Raw genomic sequence first — 20,171 nt, 5'->3', positions numbered from 1 at the left:
GCTCCCCAATGGAGAGCTGCCAGGATTCTCAATTATTAATGTATTTTTCAAACACATAGCCGAAGTCTTTAACATTGTATTTCTTGCGGCTGTTCATCAGCCAGTTGAAGGCTGTTTCGTTTAAAACACGGAAATTGTCCACTACATTGGCATCCTGATTGGATACTGAACGTCCAATCGTGCCTGATGCCAGATTTAGGCTTTTTTCAGCATATTCCATGGAAACTTCATTCTCCCGGCAAATCTCGGAAATGCGGATCAGAGCTTTGTACAAATCTTTCAATTTTTCGATATGCTTTTTATGTACGTCGATCGAGAATGCCTGAGAGCCGATCACAAATTTGATTTCCACATCTAAATCAACTGTACCAGCTGTTTCGAGCATCACATTTGAAATGCTGTATTCACGGTAGCTATAGCGCTTTAGAGTTCGTTTTTTACTGACAGCACTTGTGCCATCCAGATGTATAAGCGCCTTATTCGTAAAGCAGTACTCATCGGATTTGGACTTTATTAGGAAGTAAATTTTCTCATTATCTTCGTGCAGGACATAATCGTCAGCATCAACTTTGTCATAGTCAGCCGGTTGGATAACGCTCCCCACATCGCTTAATCCCAGCACATCAGAGGCAACCTTTTTAAACATAAACTCTCAACCTTTCTGCATTCATTTTATTACTTTGCTATTTTAACATATGCAGGAAAGCGATAGCTCTACGTTTTTCCAAGTTTGTTGTTTCTTGTTTAATTTAGTCTGTTGATTTTTGCTGCAGGCACGCAGCGAACCTGCGGAGAGTAATAGCTAGCCTCCTCGGCTTGGCCTGAGAGGACTCACACCTTTCGCAGGAAATTATACTAAGTTATGAAAAATGCAGCAAGCCTTGCAAAAACAGCCTTAAGAGCCGGAAGCTTTATATACCCGGGGTATTCATCAATACAATCGGCCATCCATCTGGATCTGCTATTGTTATTCCTCCTCTGCCCCAATATGGATTTTCCGGTTCTGTTTCCAAAAACCCTAAAGCAGCAAGCCTTTCGGCGATTTTATCACGCTCAAAACGATCTGCTACATAAAAGACTAAAAGATGCTCCTTTGTCGGCTGCGGAAGCTCCATTTTTTCCTTGGATTGTGTAAATTCAAGATGATACCGGCTGTCAGGCAAACCAATCATGACCCCATCATAGTCCTCATGATTCCAAAACTCGCCGACTCTTCTCAGTCCCAGTCCCTTTTCGTAAAAGGCAATAAGTTTATCAAGCTGATTTGTCGGACGTGCAATACGAAACTGCACTGCCGGGATGCCCCCTTCCCATTCTTTTCTCACAATCAATTCGTATGGATAATCCTTATGCTTAAATCTGTCATCTCTTGGCCCTGAAGCAAATATTTTAATAGGAGAAATTACGGCAGCCCTTTCAGTTGGATACCAATTCCGGCCCTCTTTCACAAGGACAAAAACCCCTTTTCTGTCCCCGTAAAAGGCAAACGTCTCACTGGAATCCATCTGTTCATTTTTCAGGAACTGATCTAACTCCTGCTCCATTGCAGCGACATCCTTAACAGGAAAACCAACCTCTCCGACGTCATGCCATTGGAACCAATCCTTTTTTGTTCCCTCAAAAGGACGCTCCAGCATCTCCAGAATATTCCCGTCCGGATCGACAAAATATGCCTGCTTGCCTTTCCAAAACATACTGTATTCGCCTTTCTGGTTTGGAAGCAGTACACTTTCAGCTCCTAATTTCTGGAACATGTGATCAAAGTATTCGGCATTTGTCCGGAAGCATACATGATAAATGGGAATCGAGTCACCTTTCTCAAAAAGCAGTTTTGTTGTGCCCGCCATAATCGTAAAATAACTTTCAGTTTCTGTCAGCAGCTCCATCTCCAGAACATTTGTATAAAAATCTTTCATTCTGTGAATATCATGGCATTTTAAATTCACTTGAAAAATTTGCATTTAGCCTCTCCCCTTTACATCTTATAGCTCCATTCTAAGGAAATGCTCTTTATAAAGGCTCAGACTAAAGATGGAAGCTTCTGTCGTTATTTCGCTTGATTTTAATAGTACGAAAATATAAGAACCCTTTCTATAAATTGTTGTACCAGGCCCAGCAATGCTGCAGGCTGATTTCTCCTCCTGGCCGCTCAGCGAACCGCAGGGCGGGCGTTGAATAGCCTCGAGGCTCTGCGTCTTCCGGGTTGGCCCGCTGCAGCCAGCCGCCCCCTGCGAAAACACCGAACTATCAAAAGAAAAACTAGGAAGCAAAACCTCCTAGTTTGTCATTACTCTTCTTCAGTTCCCACCAGAAAGTCAGGATTTAAATCCTCGAACTCTTCATCTTCCACATCAAGTCCCCAATCGTCATCATCACATTCGCACTTGTCTGGGTATACAGCTACACAAACTTTTGTTTCGCCGATTACCTCAACCATGAACTCCCTTTCCACTGTGACGATGATTTTGTTGCCGTTTGGAGAAATAACAGCTTCACAGCAGCTCGGCTGCTGCAGAACACGGGCGATGACATCATGGTCATCCAAACAGTCCGGATCACGGTACTTCAATTTAATGACATCTTTATACTCAACCCGTTCGGTAACAACTTCGGTTTTTGTATTATTGTTATAAGAGTACCAAACGTTAATGTCATAATGGCCGCAGATTTCCACTGTTTTTCCAGCTTTTTTCGCCTCGTACGTATGGTTTATGATCCAGCAGCCAAGTATGCTTGACGGATGGTGTGACGGGCAGATCGTATGATTGGACTGTGTGAATTTTCGTCCTTTCGCAACGACCGCTTTCGTTATAATCTCTCTGTAATCTCCCATTGCGAGCGAACCCTCCTCATTCATTTTCAATTCATCCTATGCGGGATATTAGACTAGTGTGCGATAATTTTTATGAATGTTAGGCAAAAGTATTGGCATGATTTATAGTATGCCGGAAGCGGGCGAATGTTCCGATCAGTACAAATCCCGGGGGAGAATTAAATAAGTATAGATGCCTTCCTTAAGTAAAAGGCTTTACTCAAAATTAGGTAATTAATATAAAAATGCACGTTTGTCCTATTACACCAGCGGAGACAGCTTGGCTAATGAATCAATATAATAAACTATCGATAAGGAGGTGAACAGGAATGGCAGACAAGGAGAACTCCAGCTATAAAGTTTCTATCAATGGAAAAGAGCTGACAGGGGAAGAGGCAAAACAATATGCAGAACAAATGGTTGCCAAATTCACTGAATCATTGGGCGGATTTTATACAAAAGGATTAGAAAAAATTCAGTCTGAAGAGTTAAAAGGAGATCTAATGGAAGCTTTCAAGCCGTTGAAAAACTTAGAAGGACTCTTCGCAAAAAATTCCTCCGGGATCGGGAACATGATTCCTGCATTAAAAAATCTGCTGCCTGTTGTGGAAACATCCGAGGATTATAAACAGGTAAAACTATCTGTAAACGGTAAAAAACTTCTGGATTTAGATCTTTCCGACATGATGAAGAAAGATTCATAATCTGGATAAGCCACTTCAATCAATTGAAGGAGGTGAAAACTATGCTATCAAGATGCTATGACAATAACGAGAATGACAATAGCGTATTGCCAAGCGGAGGAGCTGTAAATGGAGCAGACAGCGGCAATGAAGCGGAAGCTTTTACTTTCGCTGCACAAGCAAACCTTCCACAAACAAACCTAAACGGCCAATTGCCGATTTCTGGTGGAGGATTTGCCGTTAACGCTGCACTGATCAACATTCCAATTCTTTCAGCTCAATATAATGTTGCTAATGGAGGAGACTCCACAGCTATTTCTGTTAACACCACAACTCAGCAGCAAAGCAACAAAGCTTAATTAAAGATAAAGCATTATTTTCTATGCAGAGTATTAAAATGTCCAAAAAGAAGGGAGGGAGTACCATGCTAAGTCAAAGTATGCAAAAGCTCGATCTGGATCCGGAAGTCCTTAAGCAGCTGGGTATTCCAAAGGAGTTTATTGATATGGCTGCAGAAGCCGGGATACCCTCGATCAATAACCATGCTGCCGGCGGAAAGGGCGGACGGGCTATTAATCTGACATATGTGGACAATTACTCGACATTGCTGCTTGTATATACTTTCCTTCTTAACTTTTTGGACAAAAAGTCTGATGATTCAGGAACGAAAATGCTCAATCAATCCTTGCTGTCGACGTTAAATGCTGCGCTTATTGAACAGCAGGAGTATAGAAAAGAATTTTTAAAAGCAGTAGAACTATTGCGAAACCAATAAATGGCCTCCCCCACAACCCATGGCCAAAACCAATTCCTCCCTTAAATATAGAGCGTAAAAACACCCTGCACTAACTGGTGCAGGGTGTTTCGGTTGGTGTAATTAATGTGAACAGCTGGTGTTCTTGATCTTTGATCCGGTTTCGCCGCTCAGCAGATCTCCGCCTGTAGCCGTAATGACTTCGTCTGTTACTGTGTTGGAAATCGTATTTGCCACAATTTGAAGCAGTTCATTGACATCCACCTGGGATTGCTTGAATTCCTGTACAACAGGAATCTCGTCCAGCTGCTGTTCTAATTTGGCTATTTTTTCTTCCGTTTTCTTTAAGGCTTCAGCTTTTCCATAATGCTGAAGATTGACTGCCTGCTTTTGCAAACCTTTGATGGCTGTAATGGTAGCAGTAACCTTTTCATTATCATTAATTTGTGCTTCTGCACGTTTGAAGAAATCTACTTCCTCAGTTTCTGCAATCATGCGTGCCAAATCCTTCGCACGTTCAACAATCTCACTCTTTGTGTATTTAGCCATTACTGATTCACCTCAACCGCATCTAGTTCTTCAACAACCATTTCTCCATTTAGGGACCATGTCTTTGCATCTGTTACTTTTACTTTTACAATTTTGCCAATCGCTGTTTTTGGACCTTTAAAGTTTACAAGCTTATTCTTTCTTGTGTATCCTGCAAGAACTTCAGGGTTGTTCTTGCTTTCTCCTTCCACAAGAACTTCGACAATCTGGCCTTTATACTTTTTCATTGCCTCCGCCGAAAATTCATTCACAACTGCATTCAGGCGCTGAAGACGCTCTTTCTTTACTTCCATTGGTACGTTATCCACCATTTTGGCGGCAGGTGTACCTTCACGAGGTGAATAAATGAATGTATAAGCAGCTTCGAAGCCAACCTCCCTGTATAGGGAAATTGTTTCTTCAAATTGCTCTTCCGTCTCATTAGGATAGCCGACAATGATGTCAGTTGTAAAAGTTGCCTCTGGAATAGCCGCTTTAATTTTGCGAACCAGCTCCAAGTATTGTTCCCTCGTATATTTACGTGCCATTATTTTCAGGACATCCGTAGAACCGGATTGAACCGGAAGATGAATGTGCTCTACCAGATTGCCGCCTTTGGCAAGCACTTCAATCAGATGATCATCAAAGTCGCGAGGGTGACTGGTTGTAAAGCGTACGCGCGGAATATCGATTTTGCGCATCTCATCCATTAAATCGCCAAGACCATATTTCATATCCTCAAAATCTTTTCCATATGCGTTTACGTTTTGCCCCAGAAGGGTAATTTCCTGATAGCCCTGTGCGGCTAACTGCCGCACTTCCTGAATGATGTCCTCGGGACGTCTGCTCCGCTCTTTTCCGCGAGTGTAAGGAACGATGCAGTAAGTGCAGAATTTATCACAGCCGTACATAATATTAACCCATGCTTTAATATTGCCGCGGCGCACTTTTGGAAGGTTTTCAATTACGTCACCTTCTTTAGACCATACTTCAATAACCATTTCCTTTGACATATAGGCTTCTTGAAGAATATTAGGAAGACGGTGGATGTTGTGTGTTCCAAAAATCATATCTACCTGGTTATATGTTTTAAGAATCTTGTTAACAACCGATTCTTCCTGTGACATACATCCGCAGACTCCAATCAGAAGATCCGGTTTTTCTTTTTTTAAGTGTTTAAGATGGCCAAGCTCTCCAAACACTTTATTCTCAGCATTTTCCCGGATGGCACATGTATTGAGTAAAATAACATTAGCATCTTCCACTGAGTCTGTCGGCTCATAGCCAAGACCAAGGAAAATGCCAGCCATTACTTCGGTATCATGCTCGTTCATCTGGCAGCCGTATGTGCGGATATAGAATTTGCGTCCATTTCCCATTCCGTGAAATTCGTCAGGAATGTTAAAATCTTTATGATATTTTACTTCTTCTTTACCGCGTTTTTTCGCTTCCTTTAAGGAAGGTGCAGTGTAAACAGTTTCAAAGTATTTGCTGTAATCTTTTACGGATTTTTTGTCCGAAGGATTTGCTGTTTGCACTTGCTGGCTTTCTAAACGTTGTTTTTCGTTCATCATTTATCCCCTTTCTCTTTTTCCTGAGCAGCATCTATCATTTAAACTCATTTTAGCTATGATCATGTTGTGCAAAAATATATGTGCACATTATTATAGTATAAGGCTTTCTAATAGTTAAAACAATAGAAAACCGTACTCCGGCACTTATCTGCAGCTATTACTTGTATGTACGATCAGAGACATTTCTAATCCTGCACTATCAATTATACTAGACTAACTTTAATATTTTGTATGTGACAACTGTCACATACATTTACAATCTCCTATAGACTCTCTCGCTTAGGCCATTCCCCAGTATGCAGATATTTTTCCCGGATAATTTTAAATTTTTCACTATTTTTCTGGTAGGTTTCTTCAAAATCCGTCTTGTATTTCCCCGGTTTATACAATAATTTCCCCAAGGTCACATTTAGCCGTAACAGATTATATAAAAGAAGCCCGGATGCCCCGGGCTTCAAGTCTATTACATAAATTCAGCTGCAAGTTTATCAAAGTGAGCTTGATCAAGCTTAAGGTCCGCTTGTGATAATGGAGTTTCAGAGTAACCTGAAAGCAGCTCCTGATAAGACTTTCGCTCTGTGTCCTGATAGATTAAGCCAGTTACAAGACCACTGTGCTTCATTAGAGTCTGCATAGCCATTTCACGGCTTGAATGATCATAGCCTTCCACATCGCTAAGCTTAGTCAGGTTTTCTTTAAACCAGTCATATGTGTTTACTTTGTTGTATGTAACACATGGGCTGAACACGTTAATTAAGGAGAAGCCATCATGCTTGATTCCCGCTTCGATTAACGCAGTCAGATCTTTAAGATCCGTTGAGAAGCTCTGCGCCACGAAAGTCGCACCAGCTGTTAATGCCATTTCCATTGGAGAAATAGCCTGTTCAATTGAACCTTGCGGAGTGGACTTCGTTTTGAAGCCAGCCGCAGAACGAGGTGAAGTCTGTCCTTTTGTTAAACCATAGATTTGGTTATCCATTACGATATAAGTAATGTTCACATTACGGCGGATCGCATGGATCGTATGGCCCATACCAATCGCGAATCCATCTCCATCACCGCCGGATGCAATAACAGTTAAATCACGGTTAGCCATTTTAACACCCTGGGCAATCGGAAGTGAACGTCCATGAATGCCGTGGAAACCATATGAATTGATATAGCCGGAAATACGTCCGGAACAACCGATGCCTGATACGACAGCTAGATTCTCAGGCTCTAAACCAACATTTGCTGCCGCACGCTGAATCGCAGCCTGCACGGAAAAGTCGCCACAGCCCGGGCACCAGTTTGGTTTTACATTATTTCGAAAATCTTTAAATGTGGCCATTTAGAACAACTCCTTGCATTTTGTGTGGATTTCATGCGGCAAGAATGGATTTCCGTCGTACTTTAACAGCTTATATACTTTCTCAGCATGTCCGACGTTCATCTTCATAATGTTCGCTAATTGTCCTGTAGCATTGTTTTCAACTACAGCAATTTTCTTAGCTGTTTTTACAAGCGGCAATAATTCATCAGTTGGGAAAGGATGAATCAGGCGAACTTGTGCATGGTTTACTTTAATGCCATCCTGTTCAAGTCTGCTCATAGCTTCCTCAATTGCCCCTCTTGTTGAGTTGAAGCCAACGATCAGCAGGTCCGCTTCTTCATGCGGAGCATTTTGGTGAACAGGTGTATTGAATTTAATGTTTTCAATCTTGCGGAAACGCTTATCCATTTGCGCGTTGCGGTTTGCAGCTGATTCTGAAGGTTTTCCAGTTTCATCATGCTCAACACCTGTTACATGGTGAATGCCGTTCTTCATGCCAGGAATTACACGTGGAGAAACCCCATCTTCTGTAACCTCAAAGCGCTTAAAGTAGCCTTTGTTTTCAATTTCAGGAAGTTCTTCTGTAACAAGCTTTCCGCGGCGGATTTCAACTTTACTGAAATCAAGCGGCTCCACTGTCTGTTTTCCAAGAGATAGCTGCAAATCTGACAGTACAATAACCGGACACTGGTATTCTTCTGCAAGGTTGAATGCTTCAGCAGTGTCATAGAATGCTTCCTGGACAGTACTAGGAGCAAGAACGATTTTTGGAATTTCGCCATGAGTTCCGTAAATCATTGCCATTAAATCAGACTGCTCCTGTTTTGTCGGAAGTCCTGTGGAAGGTCCTCCACGCTGTGTATCCACGATAACTAAAGGTGTTTCAGTTATCCCTGAAAGGCCGATCGCTTCCATCTTAAGTGAAAGTCCGGGACCGGCAGATGCTGTAAGCGATCGGACACCTGCGTAGTTAGCACCGATTGCCATTGTAACAGCGGCAATTTCATCTTCAGTCTGGATAACAGATCCGCCAAGCGCAGGAAGCTTTTTAATCAGGTATTCCATGATTTCGGATGCAGGTGTAATTGGGTAAGCAGCCATAAAACGGCAGCCTCCTGCAAGCGCACCAAGAGCGATTGCATCGTTGCCAATCATAAATAAACGCTTCAGCCCGTCAGCTTTTTCAAGCTCCATTAATTCCACATCATCACTGAGCTTTTCTTTCATGAAATCAAAGCCTGCCTGAATGGCTTCCATGTTCTTATCGACAACCTGCTGTCCTTTTCGTCCAAAAATCTCTTGAACTACTTCTTCAAATACTTTAATATCTAAATTTAGAACTGCACATGTTGCACCAACAGCAACCATGTTTTTCATCAGGGATGTACCAAGCTCTGTAGCAATCTCTGTAAAAGGCACAGCATACAAAGCTGCATTCGTATCTTCTGGCTGTTTAGGATCAAATTTCGCATCTGCAATCATGATCCCTTTATCGTGAAGTTCTTTGTAATTTAAATCAATTGTTTCCTGGTCGAAAGCTACCAGAATATCTAAATCATCTGAGATAGAACGAATTTGTGACGTGCTTACGCGAATCTTATTGTTCGTGTGCCCGCCTTTAATACGTGATGAAAAGTGGCGGTAACCGTACAGGTAGTACCCTAAACGATTTAGTGCAATGGAAAAAATCTCACCAGTACTTTCAATACCTTCCCCTTGCTGTCCTCCAACTTTCCATGAAAGTTGATTGATCATGTCTTACACCCCTTTAGATACGTTAAGAAATTATGTAAAAACGTTTATTAAATATCAGCGTAGTACTTGTCCAGTCAATCCCCTAAATCAACATGCTTTTATGGCTATATTCTGGAAGCTGGATGGGTACTAAACGCTTTCAATTCTAGACCTATGTGTCTAAAAAAGCAACCCTTTCCGGGCATTTATCGGATAAAAGATGAATATTTTTTTATTTTTCGAAAAATGCTAAAAAGATGTTTTCATTTTTGATTTTTGAAGTTCCTCATATCCCTTGATATATAGTTTTTTTACCATTTTCACTTTGGAAACCTGCTATAAAAATTGTGAAATAAAAATTGTTCAACTTGTATATCAGAATAATATTTTATTAGTTCATTTATCAGGCTGTCGTATTTTCTTGCATCCTCCAAATCTGCAATTTTTCCTTCTGTACCATCAAAATCCGAACCAAACCCCACGTGATTCTCTCCCCCAAGTGAGCATACATGCTCCAGGTGCCTGAGAATATCGGTAATTGTCGCTGTTTGTCTGCCTGATAAAAATTCAGTCACAAATGTAATGCCCATCACACTGTCCCTGTCTATCAGGGCTTCAATCTGTTCATTCTTTAAATTGCGGGGATGCGGGCACAGCGAATAGCAGTTCGAATGAGTGGCAATAGGATAGTCGGCCCATTCCATCACATCCCAGAAGCCCCGTTCCGAAAGATGGGACACATCGCACCATGCTTTGCTGGCATTTAGTTCAAAAACCACCCCTTTGCCAAACGAAGACAGGCCTGCCCCCCTTTCTTCAAGCACTCCATCAGCCGCACAGTTTGCATAATTCCAGGTTAACCCCACTGAAGATACTCCCAGCCTGAGAAGAGTCTTCAATTTCAGCATATCGCAGCCAACCGCGTCGCAGCCTTCCAAGGTCAGTATAGCCCCTGCCTCATCATCCTTCAGCATGCCGATGTCCCGGGCATTTCTAATGAGCTTTAATTGCGGGTTGGGTTTAAGCACTTTCTCGAAAAACAAATTGGTCATATATAAGGCTGCGTTGAACTTCATTTCCGGATGGACAGATTCCGGCACATATATGGCAAAGCACTGGACCTTTAAGGCGGATGCCTGCATCGCATCCATATTTACCTGTAGACTGCCTGAATTTTGAAAGTTAATCTTTCTATCCATAAACATTTTATATAAAACATCACAATGTGCATCAAATATTTTCAAGCGTCCTTCCTCCTTTTTTCATATCATTCTCTTTTTAAGAAGCTCTTTCTAAAAAAAGGCTGTCTTTTTTTGAATTCTCCCCTGCAGGCACTCCTCATAACTTACTGGAATTTGCTGAGTTGCTCTGCGCTTTGGGCACTTCATCCCCAAATTGCAGACGTATTTTCTTCGTGAGGTAGTTTTTCGAGGAAGCTTCATCAATGTCCTGCGCGAGGAGAGTGAAATGTGAGACCCAGCAGGCGAAGACAGGGTTCCTTAATGCAGCAAACATAACGAAAACAGCCTATTAAAAAAAGAACCTGTTTGCCTATAATGCAAACAGGTTTTATTATTTTTTGTTAGATCTATATTTTACTGACTTCTGCATATGACAAAGGATGATTTCCCATTCTGAAGCTTCTGAACTAACGCGGCTCCACAATCAGCTTAATGGCAGTCCGTTCTTCGCCGTCAATCAGGATATCCGTGAATGCAGGGATACAAATTAAATCCACTCCGCTAGGCGCTACGAATCCTCTTGCGATCGCTACTGCCTTAACAGCCTGGTTCAATGCACCCGCACCAATTGCCTGGATTTCCGCATTTCCTCTTTCGCGAAGAACTCCGGCAAGCGCACCAGCTACAGAATTAGGATTAGATTTTGCTGAAACTTTTAATATTTCCATTCCTAGCTCCTCCTCGTTTTACCCCTCCTGTATGCATTGCTCAAAGCGCTGATTAGCCTTCTGGAGAGACCATTTGCCTTTAGACAGGCAATTTCTTTCCGGTCATAAACAAGCCGCTTTGATGGAATTCAGCACCAGGTCTATATATCATTCCATTGCTACTATATTCAGCTTGGAATTCACATATTCCGGCTTGGACAAAAAAAGCATGGTTTCCTGGCTGATTTTCTTCCTGAGTTCTGCTTGTTCAAGGAAAATCTGAGCTGAAGTCTGGTTTCTCCTAATAAAAAAAACTGCATCCGGCTCATTCGGATGCAGTTTTTATCTAATTAAGAGTAAAAAGGATGGTCATCATTTATTAAGATCCGGTCAATTTTTTTAGCCAACCCTGTTTTAGGGTTTAGTTCAATAACAGCTGCGCTTAACTGAGTCCTGCCTTCTTTCGGAACTTCAAATCGAACCGGGAGTCCGGAGAGAAACCTTTTGATTACAGCTTCTTTTTCAACACCAAGAATACCGTCATAAGGACCTGTCATACCCACATCAGACATAAAGGCAGTCCCGCCAGGCAAAATGCGGTTATCAGCTGTCTGGACATGGGTATGCGTACCTACGACTGCTGATACTTTTCCATCCAGGTACCATCCCATGGCCTGCTTTTCACTTGTTGCTTCTGCATGAAAATCAACGAAAATGAATGGAGTTCTTTCACGGGCTTCTTTTATCAGTTCATCCGCCTTTTGGAAAGGACAGTCACTTGTATTCATAAATGTTCTGCCCTGAAGGCTGATAACTGCTACTTCCTCTGTATTAAACTTTAAGAACACCATGCCTTTGCCAGGATTATTAGAAGGAAAATTGGCCGGACGAACCATGTATTTTGCCCGGTCAATAAATTCAAAAATTTCCCGGTTATCCCACGTGTGATTCCCGAGAGTTACCGCCTGAGCACCAGCCTCCAGAAAACCCCGATAAATCTTTTCCGTAATCCCCTTTCCTCCTGCTGCATTTTCCCCATTAATAATCGTAATATGCGGCCGGTATTTTTCTTTAAGCTTCGGTACATATTCAGTGATCATATCCCGGCCCTGGGATCCCACTACATCTCCGACAAACAATATATTCATGTCCTATCCCTTTCTGTTTTTAAAGATATATGTATGCTTTTCCAATCCTTTTTATTAGTGTAACACAATTGCCCCCCTTAACTTAAAGCACAGCTTGGAAAAGAAATAAAGCGATGCATGCGCATCGCTTTATTTAGCATATTCAACGGCCCTCGTTTCACGGATAACCGTGACCTTGATATGGCCTGGATAATCAAGTTCCTCTTCAATCTTTTTACGGATATCCCTTGCCAGACGATGAGCTTCAAGATCATCAATTTGCTCGGGCTTCACCATAATGCGGATTTCGCGTCCAGCTTGAATGGCGAATGATTTTTCAACACCATCATAGGACTCGGAGATCTCTTCCAGCTTTTCCAGACGGCGAATATAATTCTCAAGCGTTTCTCTTCTTGCTCCAGGTCTTGCAGCTGATAATGCATCAGCTGCAGCGACAAGTACGGCAATGATTGATGTTGGCTCTGTGTCACCATGATGGGAAGCGATACTGTTTATAACAACAGGGTGCTCCTTATACTTAGTGGCAAGTTCCACACCGATTTCAACATGGCTTCCTTCCACCTCATGGTCGATTGCTTTACCGATATCATGAAGCAATCCTGCCCGGCGGGCCAACGTTTCGTCTTGTCCCAATTCGGCAGCCAGCAGTCCTGAAAGCTGAGCGACTTCCATTGAGTGCTTTAAAACATTCTGGCCATAACTTGTACGGAATTTTAATCGGCCAAGAATTTTGATTAAATCTGGATGCAGGCCGTGAACACCAACCTCGAAAGTGGTTTGTTCACCGATTTCACGGATGTGTTCATCCACTTCACGGCGGGCCTTATCAACCATTTCCTCAATTCGGGCTGGATGGATGCGACCGTCCTGTACCAATTTGTCTAAAGCTAAGCGTGCAGTCTCCCGGCGAATTGGATCAAAGCCGGATAAAATAACCGCTTCCGGTGTATCATCAATAATCAGATCAATTCCGGTAAGAGTTTCCAGAGTACGGATATTACGGCCTTCGCGGCCAATAATGCGCCCTTTCATCTCATCATTTGGCAGGTTGACAACTGATACAGTAGTTTCTGCTACATGATCAGCTGCACATCTTTGGATAGCCAGTGACAGGATTTCCTTTGCTTTTTTATCCGCGTCTTCTTTCGCTCTAGTCTCGCTCTCTTTTACCATAATGGCGACATCGTGAGCCACTTCCTGCTCCGTGCGCTCTAAAATGATGGATTTTGCCTCTTCACGAGTCAAGCCTGAGATGCGTTCCAGCTCAGCTTGCTGCTCTTTAATCATCTCTTCCACTTTGCTTTCCATCTCTTCAATATGCTGTTGTCTTTTGCTAAGAGAATCGTCCCTCTTTTCTAAAAGCGCTTCACGTTTATCTAACGTTTCATCTTTGCGATCAAGGTTCTCTTCTTTTTGCATTAAGCGATTTTCTTGTTTTTGCAGTTCATTTCTTCGATCACGAACTTCACCTTCCGCTTCAGTGCGGAGTTTGTGAATTCCATCTTTCGCTTCAAGCAGGGCTTCCTTCTTAGTAGCCTCAGCTTCTCGCTTTGCGTCTTCCAAAATCTGCTCAGCAGCATCTTTAGCTCCTGCAATTTTAGCTTCGGCAATTGATTTGCGAACAAAATAGCCAACAAAAGCACCGACGATTAGGCCAAGCAAAATGGAGATGATTGCTGTTACTAGATCCATCATTTCACCTCCTCTTGCTATGAACTTGTTTGTGTTACGTTTTTTAAAGTGTTGGCATGTACATTGTCCAATTCAATATACAGCACTAAGGCTTTTAAACGTTTCAATCTTAAAAAAGCACTGGGCATCCATTTGACGGCTGGCTAGTTAATTAACGTATGAAAAGCCAATGGAGCCTAAAGCCAGACAATGTCTGACTCAATAAGAATTTCTTTACATATAAAATGTAAAATATACATTTTTAATTGTAAAGCTGTGGAATTTTATTGTCAAGGGTTTGTCTTAAAGGCTTTTCTTAATATTTCGATTGGTTTGAACACTTCTGAAAAGGCTCTTTTCTTATAAATTGTTGTTTGTCGTTTATCAATGTTGTCCGTTGATTGCAGCGAAGGGATGCTCAAGCTTTTCCGCGAGGCGGGCGCCTAAGCTCCCCCGACTCTAAGCGTCTGCGGGGTCTCACCTGTCCCGACGTTGAATAAGCTTCCTTGAGGATACTGCCGCACGAAGAAAATGCGAATGTATTTTCGAGGATCTCGCACCTCCCGCTGCAATCAACTCACTATATATAATACTTAGCAGCAATCTTTGCGAAAAAACAGCCTTTAAAAAAAGCAAAGCCGCTCAGGACTTTGCTTTTCCTTTGTATTAATCGATCAGCTCGAATTCTTCCTGCTCTTCGTCACCGCTGGCTACTTTTTCTTCATCAAGCCCGTAGTGTTCACGGATTTGTTTTTGGATAGTCAGGCGGATTTCAGGGTTTTCTTTTAGGAATACTTTGGCGTTTTCACGGCCTTGTCCCAGGCGTTCCTCATTGAATGAGTACCATGATCCGCTCTTTTGGACAATATCGAGCTCAGAGCCAAGATCGATGATTTCACCTTCCTTGGAGATTCCTTCACCGTACATGATGTCAACTTCCGCCACTCGGAATGGAGGAGCGACTTTATTTTTAACAATTTTAATCTTTGTTTTATTACCAACCATTTCATTGCCTTGTTTAAGAGTTTCTGCGCGGCGCACTTCAAGTCGGATGGAAGAATAGAACTTCAATGCGCGCCCCCCAGGAGTCGTCTCAGGGTTTCCAAACATAATTCCGATTTTTTCACGGATTTGGTTAATGAAAATCGCGATTGTCTTTGATTTATTGATTGCGCCTGATAGCTTACGAAGTGCCTGTGACATTAGGCGGGCCTGCAGACCCACATGGGAGTCACCCATTTCTCCTTCAATTTCAGCCTTGGGAACAAGGGCTGCCACAGAGTCAACTACGAGAATATCAATAGCACCGCTTCGAACAAGGGCTTCTGCAATTTCAAGCGCCTGCTCTCCGGTATCCGGCTGGGAAAGAAGAAGCTCGTCAATATTTACACCAAGCTTTTGTGCATAAACAGGGTCTAAAGCGTGTTCAGCATCGATAAACGCAGCTTGACCTCCGCTTGCCTGGACTTCTGCAATAGCATGCAGGGCAACTGTTGTTTTACCGGAGCTCTCCGGTCCATAGACTTCAATAATACGTCCTCTTGGATAGCCGCCTACCCCTAGAGCTGCATCAAGAGCAAGAGACCCGCTTGGTACAGTGGAAATTTTGCGGTCACTCTGTTCCCCGAGCTTCATGATAGAACCTTTACCAAATTGCTTTTCTATTTGTTTTAACGCCATTTCAAGAGCTGCTTGACGATCACTCACTAATAGTTCCTCCTTTTATATAGACGAATCTATCTTTTGATTAGATTCGTTTTGTCTCATCTCAAAACCTAACTCTACTATAAACCTTTTCATTGCATTTGTCGAGCAAAAAATCGAACATCCATTCGATTTTTTTGCCGGGTTATTTTGCCCGAAAATATCAAGACTGCCGGGAAAAGTGAGGTTTTTCAGGGGTCAATCAGTATATGAAATCGCATTTAAGCAAGTAGTCTGACTATTATTCCGGCTACTAAAAACTCAGAACGCATTTTCAGGCGTTCTGAGTTTCTTTTAATGCCTTAATAAGAAAATGGCAGCCGTATTTTACTGTACGAACCCGATTGGCTGCACGGGTTCCTCCAAGGTTCAGCTTTTCAGTCTGAACCGGCCTTCCTTTAATCCAGATGCCTAAATATACGGTCCCGACCGGGTTGCCTTCCAATTCATCCGGACCGGCGACACCTGTGAAGCTGATTCCAATATCGGCATTTGTCAGACTCGCGACATTCTCTGCAAGCTCGGCTGCACACTGTGCACTGACGACCCCATCGTTATCAATCGTCTCTTTGCGGACATTTAATACTTTCGCCTTAACTTCGTTTGTATAGCAGACCACACCGCCCTTTAAAAGGCTGCCGGCACCCGGAATAGATGTAAACTTCTCCTGGAACATGCCGCCGGTTAAGCTCTCCGCAGCGGAAATTGTCATGCTGCTCTCCTTAATCAGCTTGGTAAGCTCATACATAAGGGAAGTATCATCATAGCCATAGAAGTATTCACCGACACGATCAAGGATTTTAGACTCCGCTTCATCAATCAGCATCATAGCCGTGTCAGGCTGCCTGTGCTTTGCTGTGAGCCTCAGAGTAACTTCACCATCAGAAGCAAGCGGAGCAATGGTTGGATTACTCTGCGCATCAATAATATCTTCAATTTCCGTTTCAAGCATGGCTTCTCCAATCCCGAAGAAATGAAGCACCCGGGAAACAATCACGCCATCTGTGCCGAGTTTTGATTGCAGGGCTGGAAAAGCATGTTTGAGGAACATGGGCTCCATCTCATTTGGCGGCCCCGGAAGAAGCATAAAAACATGCCGGCTACTATCGATCATCATTCCAGGTGCCATACCATGCTCATTAGGAAGCACCTGTGAATCCTCAAGAACAAGAGCCTGCTTTTTGTTATTCTCCGTCATCTCTCTGTTGGTGCGTTTAAAATAAAGCTGTATTGATTCAAGAGCCTGTTCGTCCATGATGAGCTCTTTGCCAAGATGGCGGGCGATCGTTTCTTTCGTTAAGTCATCCTTTGTCGGTCCAAGTCCGCCCGTGAAGATGATCAGCTCTGAACGGCCTTCGGCAATTTTGATCACTGATTTCAGGCGCTCAGGGTTATCTCCAACCACTGTATGGTAAAAAACGTTAATGCCCAGTTCAGCAAGCTGCCGGGAAAGAAAGCGGGCATTTGTATTAACGATTTGTCCAAGTAATAGCTCAGACCCGACAGCAATAATTTCAGCATTCATTCAAAAGCCCCCTTCCTGGGTAGAGTAATTATTTTGAGTTAATGAAGGCTTGCTTGTTTTTAGCAAAATAGTCCCAGCCGGACCAGATTGTAAAGAACATCGCAATCCATAGGGCTATCAGGTCAAACCGGATTGAAACCATTTCAAAAACAATGTTATGTAAAAGCAGTGCAGAAATGGCTACAATTTGAGCCCAAGTTTTAATTTTGCCAAGCTGATTCGCTGCGACTACTTCTCCTTCCCCCGCCAGAACAAGCCTTAAACCTGTTACAGCAAATTCCCGGCTGATTATAATAATGACAATCCATGATGGAGCCAGACCAAGATCAACCAGTACAATTAATGCTGCTGAGACGAGGAGCTTATCAGCAAGCGGATCAAGAAACTTGCCCAGGTTTGTAACCAGATTGTACTTGCGGGCAAAATAGCCGTCTACCCAATCGGTAACCGAAGCAATAATAAAAATTAGTGCTCCAATCAGATGGGTAACGGGCATTTTAGCCCCTAATAACTCTACATTTCCCCATGAAAGAGGGACTAGCATGACGAGCAGAAATATTGGTATAAGCAAGATACGGGACACTGTAATTTTATTTGGCAGATTCATGTTTTACCTCCAAGTATAATAAAGTGAAACTTCGATCAGTGGGGGCTTTATTTCCCACTGATTGTTAGTTGAGGCCCTCAGGAAGTGGGCCTCAAAGACGTTGCCACGGGATGTGGCGTTTTAGTCTTTGTCCTTCTTTCGGGCCTTTACGGGCAGTTTGCCCCCCATTTAATACCCCTTTGATTCCACTGAGCCTTGAAGCGGTGGTCCTACTGCCCGTTAGACTGCGATAAATGAGGCTTCTTGCAGAAAAAGTCTAACACATTTACTGCAATCCTTTTACTGATAATTTTTACATAAAAAGCGAAAATAGTCATCTAAAGATGACTATTCGGTCTTCGGCGCGTACTTAATGGTAATATCCTGCCTGACGGATTTTGAAGGCGGCACCTTATACTCAATTTTTTCGCCGTTTACATAAATTTCTGTCTGCGTCGAATTTCCAACTACAATTGAAGCTTCGGTTTCCTTTGAAAAGTCAACCTTCTGGCTTTTCGTGCCATCCGCTGTCAGCATTCCCTGAAAGAGGGAATCCCCTTTGCCGTTCTTGATATTCACCCAAGTTTCTCCTGTAGACAAAACCTCCAGTTCAAACTTATCAGCATTTTTCAATTCATAAACCGTTTCATTTCCGCTGGATTGAACCACAGCAACCTCCTGCTTTGGAGCTTCCTCGGTTTCTTGGTCCTTGTCCTTTTCATTAACATCATTAGCATCTTTATCGGCAGATTCTTCTTTCTTTTCTGCTGATTCATCTTTTTTATTTTCTGCCAGGTTTTCTGACTCTTCAATAACTGTCTGTTCATCAGTCAGATCTGAGGGCTTCTCTTCCTTATCCGCCTGATCTTTCGCCCCCAGAAAATTGTATAGGACCGCAATGAGACCAACAATGAAAACTCCAATAAGAATCTTTGGTAGAATATCGAACAATTTTGAAGTCCTTCCCGAAAGATCCTTCCTGGATTGAACACGCGAAAGCTTTTCCGGAATATCATCATTCATCTGTGCTGGAATATCATTTTTATACTGTTCGAAAATTTCTTCCGGCTCTATTCCAACTGCTTCAGCATACTGTTTTATAAATGCCCTGACATAAAACTTTCCGGGCATCATGCTATAATCGCCCTCTTCAATTCCAACCAGATAGCGCTTTTGTATTTTTGTAACCTTTTGCAGATCGTCAAGGCTCATATCTTTAGCCAGCCGTGCTTCTTTTAATCGATTGCCTAATTCTGTCAATTTACAACACCTTCCAACTTACTAAAAATCAAAGCCTCCAAAATCTGATTCAGAGAACATGTTGTTCTTCTCAACCACATCATAGGTTATCTCTTCCTCAGGGTCGTGGCGAAGCTCAATAATATAATCAAAATCATTAAGAGAGTACTCAGTGTTTTGCACAAAAATATCCGGATGCTCCACTACTTTAACTGCTGGGAGGCGCATAATTTCCCTGACCAGCTGCCAGTGCCGTTCGTTGGCACGCCGGGTTGAGACAATTCCGTCTATTATGAACAAATTATTTTCATTATATTCATCCTCGATCAGCTGATTTCGTATCGTCTGCTTCAGCAGTGTGGATGATACAAATAGCCAGCGTTTGTTCGCACAGACACTTGAAGCGACTATGGATTCTGTTTTTCCAACCCTTGGCATTCCTCTGATCCCTATTAACTTGTGCCCTTCCTGCTTAAATAATTCAGCCATGAAATCCACTAAGAGCCCAAGCTCGTCCCTGACAAACCTAAAGGTTTTCTTATCGTCGGCATCCCTTTGAATATATCTTCCATGACGCACTGCAAGCCGGTCCCTCAGCTTAGGCTCCCTAAGCTTAATCACTTTAATTGTGTCCATCGTATTAAGAATGGACTTTAGGCGTTCAATCTGTTCATGGTCTTTAGCCAAAATCAGCAAGCCTCTGCGGCCTTCATCCACGCCATTAATCGTGACAATGTTAATGGATAGCATACCCAGCAGGGAAGAAATGTCACCAAGCAAGCCGGGACGATTTTTTTGGATTTCATACTCCAAATACCATTCTGTTTTCTCCACCGGAAAACCTCCTCCTGCATGATGCGCTTACAAGCGCATTTTATATATAAATGAACTTTTTTTGTATGTAAAATTTTATTAAACTTATCCTAAATTTTCATCTAGATTCTATAATATATGATTTTTTGCCAATATGAAAGGAAAAACCCGTTTGGCCGGGGAGGAAATGTTTTGGGGTA

General features: G+C 42.6%; 19 protein-coding genes and 1 pseudogene. 3 read left to right on the top strand and 17 right to left on the bottom strand.

What is annotated here, in order from left to right; genetic code table 11:
- Window positions 1-28: 28 nt before the first annotated feature.
- From AC6CHU_RS07485 to AC6CHU_RS07470, 4 genes and pseudogenes are all read right to left on the bottom strand, one after another.
- On the bottom strand, window positions 29-646 hold the full coding sequence (locus AC6CHU_RS07485; protein ID WP_498121033.1) for a PH domain-containing protein: 618 nt from the start codon (window positions 644-646) through the stop codon (window positions 29-31).
- 265 nt (window positions 647-911) lie between these two features.
- Window positions 912-1,301 (bottom strand): VOC family protein, encoded by a 390-nt coding sequence (locus AC6CHU_RS07480; RefSeq protein WP_498121141.1) that lies wholly within the window; start codon window positions 1,299-1,301, stop codon window positions 912-914.
- 348 nt (window positions 1,302-1,649) lie between these two features.
- Window positions 1,650-1,961 (bottom strand): annotated as a pseudogene (locus AC6CHU_RS07475) (VOC family protein); the annotation flags it as partial.
- A 326-nt stretch (window positions 1,962-2,287) separates the two neighbouring features.
- Window positions 2,288-2,833 (bottom strand): outer spore coat protein CotE, encoded by a 546-nt coding sequence (locus tag AC6CHU_RS07470; protein WP_159862760.1) that lies wholly within the window; start codon window positions 2,831-2,833, stop codon window positions 2,288-2,290.
- A gap of 308 nt (window positions 2,834-3,141) precedes the next feature.
- On the opposite strand from AC6CHU_RS07470, the gene AC6CHU_RS07465 reads away from it, so the two are divergent.
- From AC6CHU_RS07465 to AC6CHU_RS07455, 3 genes are all read left to right on the top strand, one after another.
- Window positions 3,142-3,516, top strand: a complete 375-nt coding sequence (locus AC6CHU_RS07465) for a hypothetical protein (protein WP_159862740.1) — start codon at window positions 3,142-3,144, stop codon at window positions 3,514-3,516.
- Between the two features lie 41 nt (window positions 3,517-3,557).
- Window positions 3,558-3,854 (top strand): hypothetical protein, encoded by a 297-nt coding sequence (locus AC6CHU_RS07460; protein ID WP_159862739.1) that lies wholly within the window; start codon window positions 3,558-3,560, stop codon window positions 3,852-3,854.
- 65 nt (window positions 3,855-3,919) lie between these two features.
- Window positions 3,920-4,270 carry a hypothetical protein gene (locus AC6CHU_RS07455; protein WP_159862738.1) on the top strand — a complete coding sequence of 117 codons (351 nt, stop codon included), beginning with the start codon at window positions 3,920-3,922 and terminating at the stop codon, window positions 4,268-4,270.
- A 102-nt stretch (window positions 4,271-4,372) separates the two neighbouring features.
- Here the strand turns inward: AC6CHU_RS07455 and AC6CHU_RS07450 are convergent, their stop codons facing one another.
- The 13 genes from AC6CHU_RS07450 to AC6CHU_RS07390 all read right to left on the bottom strand — a co-directional run bounded on the left by AC6CHU_RS07450 (window position 4,373) and on the right by AC6CHU_RS07390 (window position 19,992).
- The gene (locus tag AC6CHU_RS07450) at window positions 4,373-4,798 is read right to left on the bottom strand and encodes a YlbF/YmcA family competence regulator (RefSeq protein ID WP_159862737.1); all 426 of its coding nucleotides are present in this window, start codon (window positions 4,796-4,798) and stop codon (window positions 4,373-4,375) included.
- Window positions 4,798-6,351, bottom strand: a complete 1,554-nt coding sequence (gene miaB, locus AC6CHU_RS07445) for a tRNA (N6-isopentenyl adenosine(37)-C2)-methylthiotransferase MiaB (protein ID WP_251282846.1) — start codon at window positions 6,349-6,351, stop codon at window positions 4,798-4,800. Before miaB ends, AC6CHU_RS07450 begins: the two co-directional genes overlap by 1 nt.
- Before the next feature lie 463 nt (window positions 6,352-6,814).
- The gene (locus tag AC6CHU_RS07440) at window positions 6,815-7,681 is read right to left on the bottom strand and encodes a 2-oxoacid:ferredoxin oxidoreductase subunit beta (protein ID WP_159862735.1); all 867 of its coding nucleotides are present in this window, start codon (window positions 7,679-7,681) and stop codon (window positions 6,815-6,817) included.
- Window positions 7,682-9,418, bottom strand: coding sequence for a 2-oxoacid:acceptor oxidoreductase subunit alpha (locus tag AC6CHU_RS07435; protein WP_159862734.1), 1,737 nt, complete (start codon window positions 9,416-9,418; stop codon window positions 7,682-7,684).
- Window positions 9,419-9,717: 299 nt separating this feature from the next.
- The gene (locus AC6CHU_RS07430; protein ID WP_251282845.1) at window positions 9,718-10,641 is read right to left on the bottom strand and encodes a dipeptidase; all 924 of its coding nucleotides are present in this window, start codon (window positions 10,639-10,641) and stop codon (window positions 9,718-9,720) included.
- Window positions 10,642-11,045: 404 nt separating this feature from the next.
- A complete protein-coding gene (gene spoVS / locus AC6CHU_RS07425) occupies window positions 11,046-11,306 on the bottom strand; it encodes a stage V sporulation protein SpoVS (protein ID WP_009330666.1) in 261 nt (86 codons plus the stop codon).
- 329 nt (window positions 11,307-11,635) lie between these two features.
- Complete coding sequence (locus tag AC6CHU_RS07420) at window positions 11,636-12,433, bottom strand: TIGR00282 family metallophosphoesterase (protein ID WP_159862732.1); 798 nt, start codon at window positions 12,431-12,433, stop codon at window positions 11,636-11,638.
- A gap of 129 nt (window positions 12,434-12,562) precedes the next feature.
- Window positions 12,563-14,128, bottom strand: a complete 1,566-nt coding sequence (rny, locus tag AC6CHU_RS07415) for a ribonuclease Y (protein WP_396398013.1) — start codon at window positions 14,126-14,128, stop codon at window positions 12,563-12,565.
- Window positions 14,129-14,770: 642 nt separating this feature from the next.
- The gene (gene recA / locus AC6CHU_RS07410) at window positions 14,771-15,811 is read right to left on the bottom strand and encodes a recombinase RecA (RefSeq protein WP_159862731.1); all 1,041 of its coding nucleotides are present in this window, start codon (window positions 15,809-15,811) and stop codon (window positions 14,771-14,773) included.
- A 271-nt stretch (window positions 15,812-16,082) separates the two neighbouring features.
- Window positions 16,083-17,333, bottom strand: a complete 1,251-nt coding sequence (locus AC6CHU_RS07405) for a competence/damage-inducible protein A (protein ID WP_159862730.1) — start codon at window positions 17,331-17,333, stop codon at window positions 16,083-16,085.
- Between the two features lie 28 nt (window positions 17,334-17,361).
- Entirely contained in the window at window positions 17,362-17,940 is a 579-nt protein-coding gene (pgsA, locus tag AC6CHU_RS07400; protein ID WP_159862729.1) for a CDP-diacylglycerol--glycerol-3-phosphate 3-phosphatidyltransferase, read from the bottom strand.
- 327 nt (window positions 17,941-18,267) lie between these two features.
- Window positions 18,268-19,179: a helix-turn-helix domain-containing protein gene (locus AC6CHU_RS07395; RefSeq protein WP_159862728.1), complete on the bottom strand. Its 912-nt coding sequence runs from the start codon at window positions 19,177-19,179 to the stop codon at window positions 18,268-18,270.
- Between the two features lie 21 nt (window positions 19,180-19,200).
- Window positions 19,201-19,992 (bottom strand): YmfK family protein, encoded by a 792-nt coding sequence (locus tag AC6CHU_RS07390; protein WP_159862727.1) that lies wholly within the window; start codon window positions 19,990-19,992, stop codon window positions 19,201-19,203.
- Window positions 19,993-20,171 lie beyond the last annotated feature (179 nt).

Source organism: Cytobacillus sp. GQ23 (assembly GCF_059758675.1).
The sequence above is the reverse complement of the archived record's forward strand: the minus strand, read 5'-3'. Positions and strand labels throughout refer to the sequence as shown.

Coding starts and splice junctions, on each gene's coding strand:
- AC6CHU_RS07435 (WP_159862734.1), bottom strand. CDS start 9,418: ATGATCAATCAACTTTCATGGAAAGTTGGAGGACAGCAAGGGGAAGGT.
- AC6CHU_RS07460 (WP_159862739.1), top strand. CDS start 3,558: ATGCTATCAAGATGCTATGACAATAACGAGAATGACAATAGCGTATTG.
- AC6CHU_RS07450 (WP_159862737.1), bottom strand. CDS start 4,798: ATGGCTAAATACACAAAGAGTGAGATTGTTGAACGTGCGAAGGATTTG.
- rny (WP_396398013.1), bottom strand. CDS start 14,128: ATGATGGATCTAGTAACAGCAATCATCTCCATTTTGCTTGGCCTAATC.
- pgsA (WP_159862729.1), bottom strand. CDS start 17,940: ATGAATCTGCCAAATAAAATTACAGTGTCCCGTATCTTGCTTATACCA.
- AC6CHU_RS07420 (WP_159862732.1), bottom strand. CDS start 12,433: ATGAATATATTGTTTGTCGGAGATGTAGTGGGATCCCAGGGCCGGGAT.
- AC6CHU_RS07470 (WP_159862760.1), bottom strand. CDS start 2,833: ATGGGAGATTACAGAGAGATTATAACGAAAGCGGTCGTTGCGAAAGGA.
- AC6CHU_RS07455 (WP_159862738.1), top strand. CDS start 3,920: ATGCTAAGTCAAAGTATGCAAAAGCTCGATCTGGATCCGGAAGTCCTT.
- AC6CHU_RS07465 (WP_159862740.1), top strand. CDS start 3,142: ATGGCAGACAAGGAGAACTCCAGCTATAAAGTTTCTATCAATGGAAAA.
- spoVS (WP_009330666.1), bottom strand. CDS start 11,306: ATGGAAATATTAAAAGTTTCAGCAAAATCTAATCCTAATTCTGTAGCT.
- AC6CHU_RS07405 (WP_159862730.1), bottom strand. CDS start 17,333: ATGAATGCTGAAATTATTGCTGTCGGGTCTGAGCTATTACTTGGACAA.
- AC6CHU_RS07485 (WP_498121033.1), bottom strand. CDS start 646: ATGTTTAAAAAGGTTGCCTCTGATGTGCTGGGATTAAGCGATGTGGGG.
- AC6CHU_RS07440 (WP_159862735.1), bottom strand. CDS start 7,681: ATGGCCACATTTAAAGATTTTCGAAATAATGTAAAACCAAACTGGTGC.
- miaB (WP_251282846.1), bottom strand. CDS start 6,351: ATGATGAACGAAAAACAACGTTTAGAAAGCCAGCAAGTGCAAACAGCA.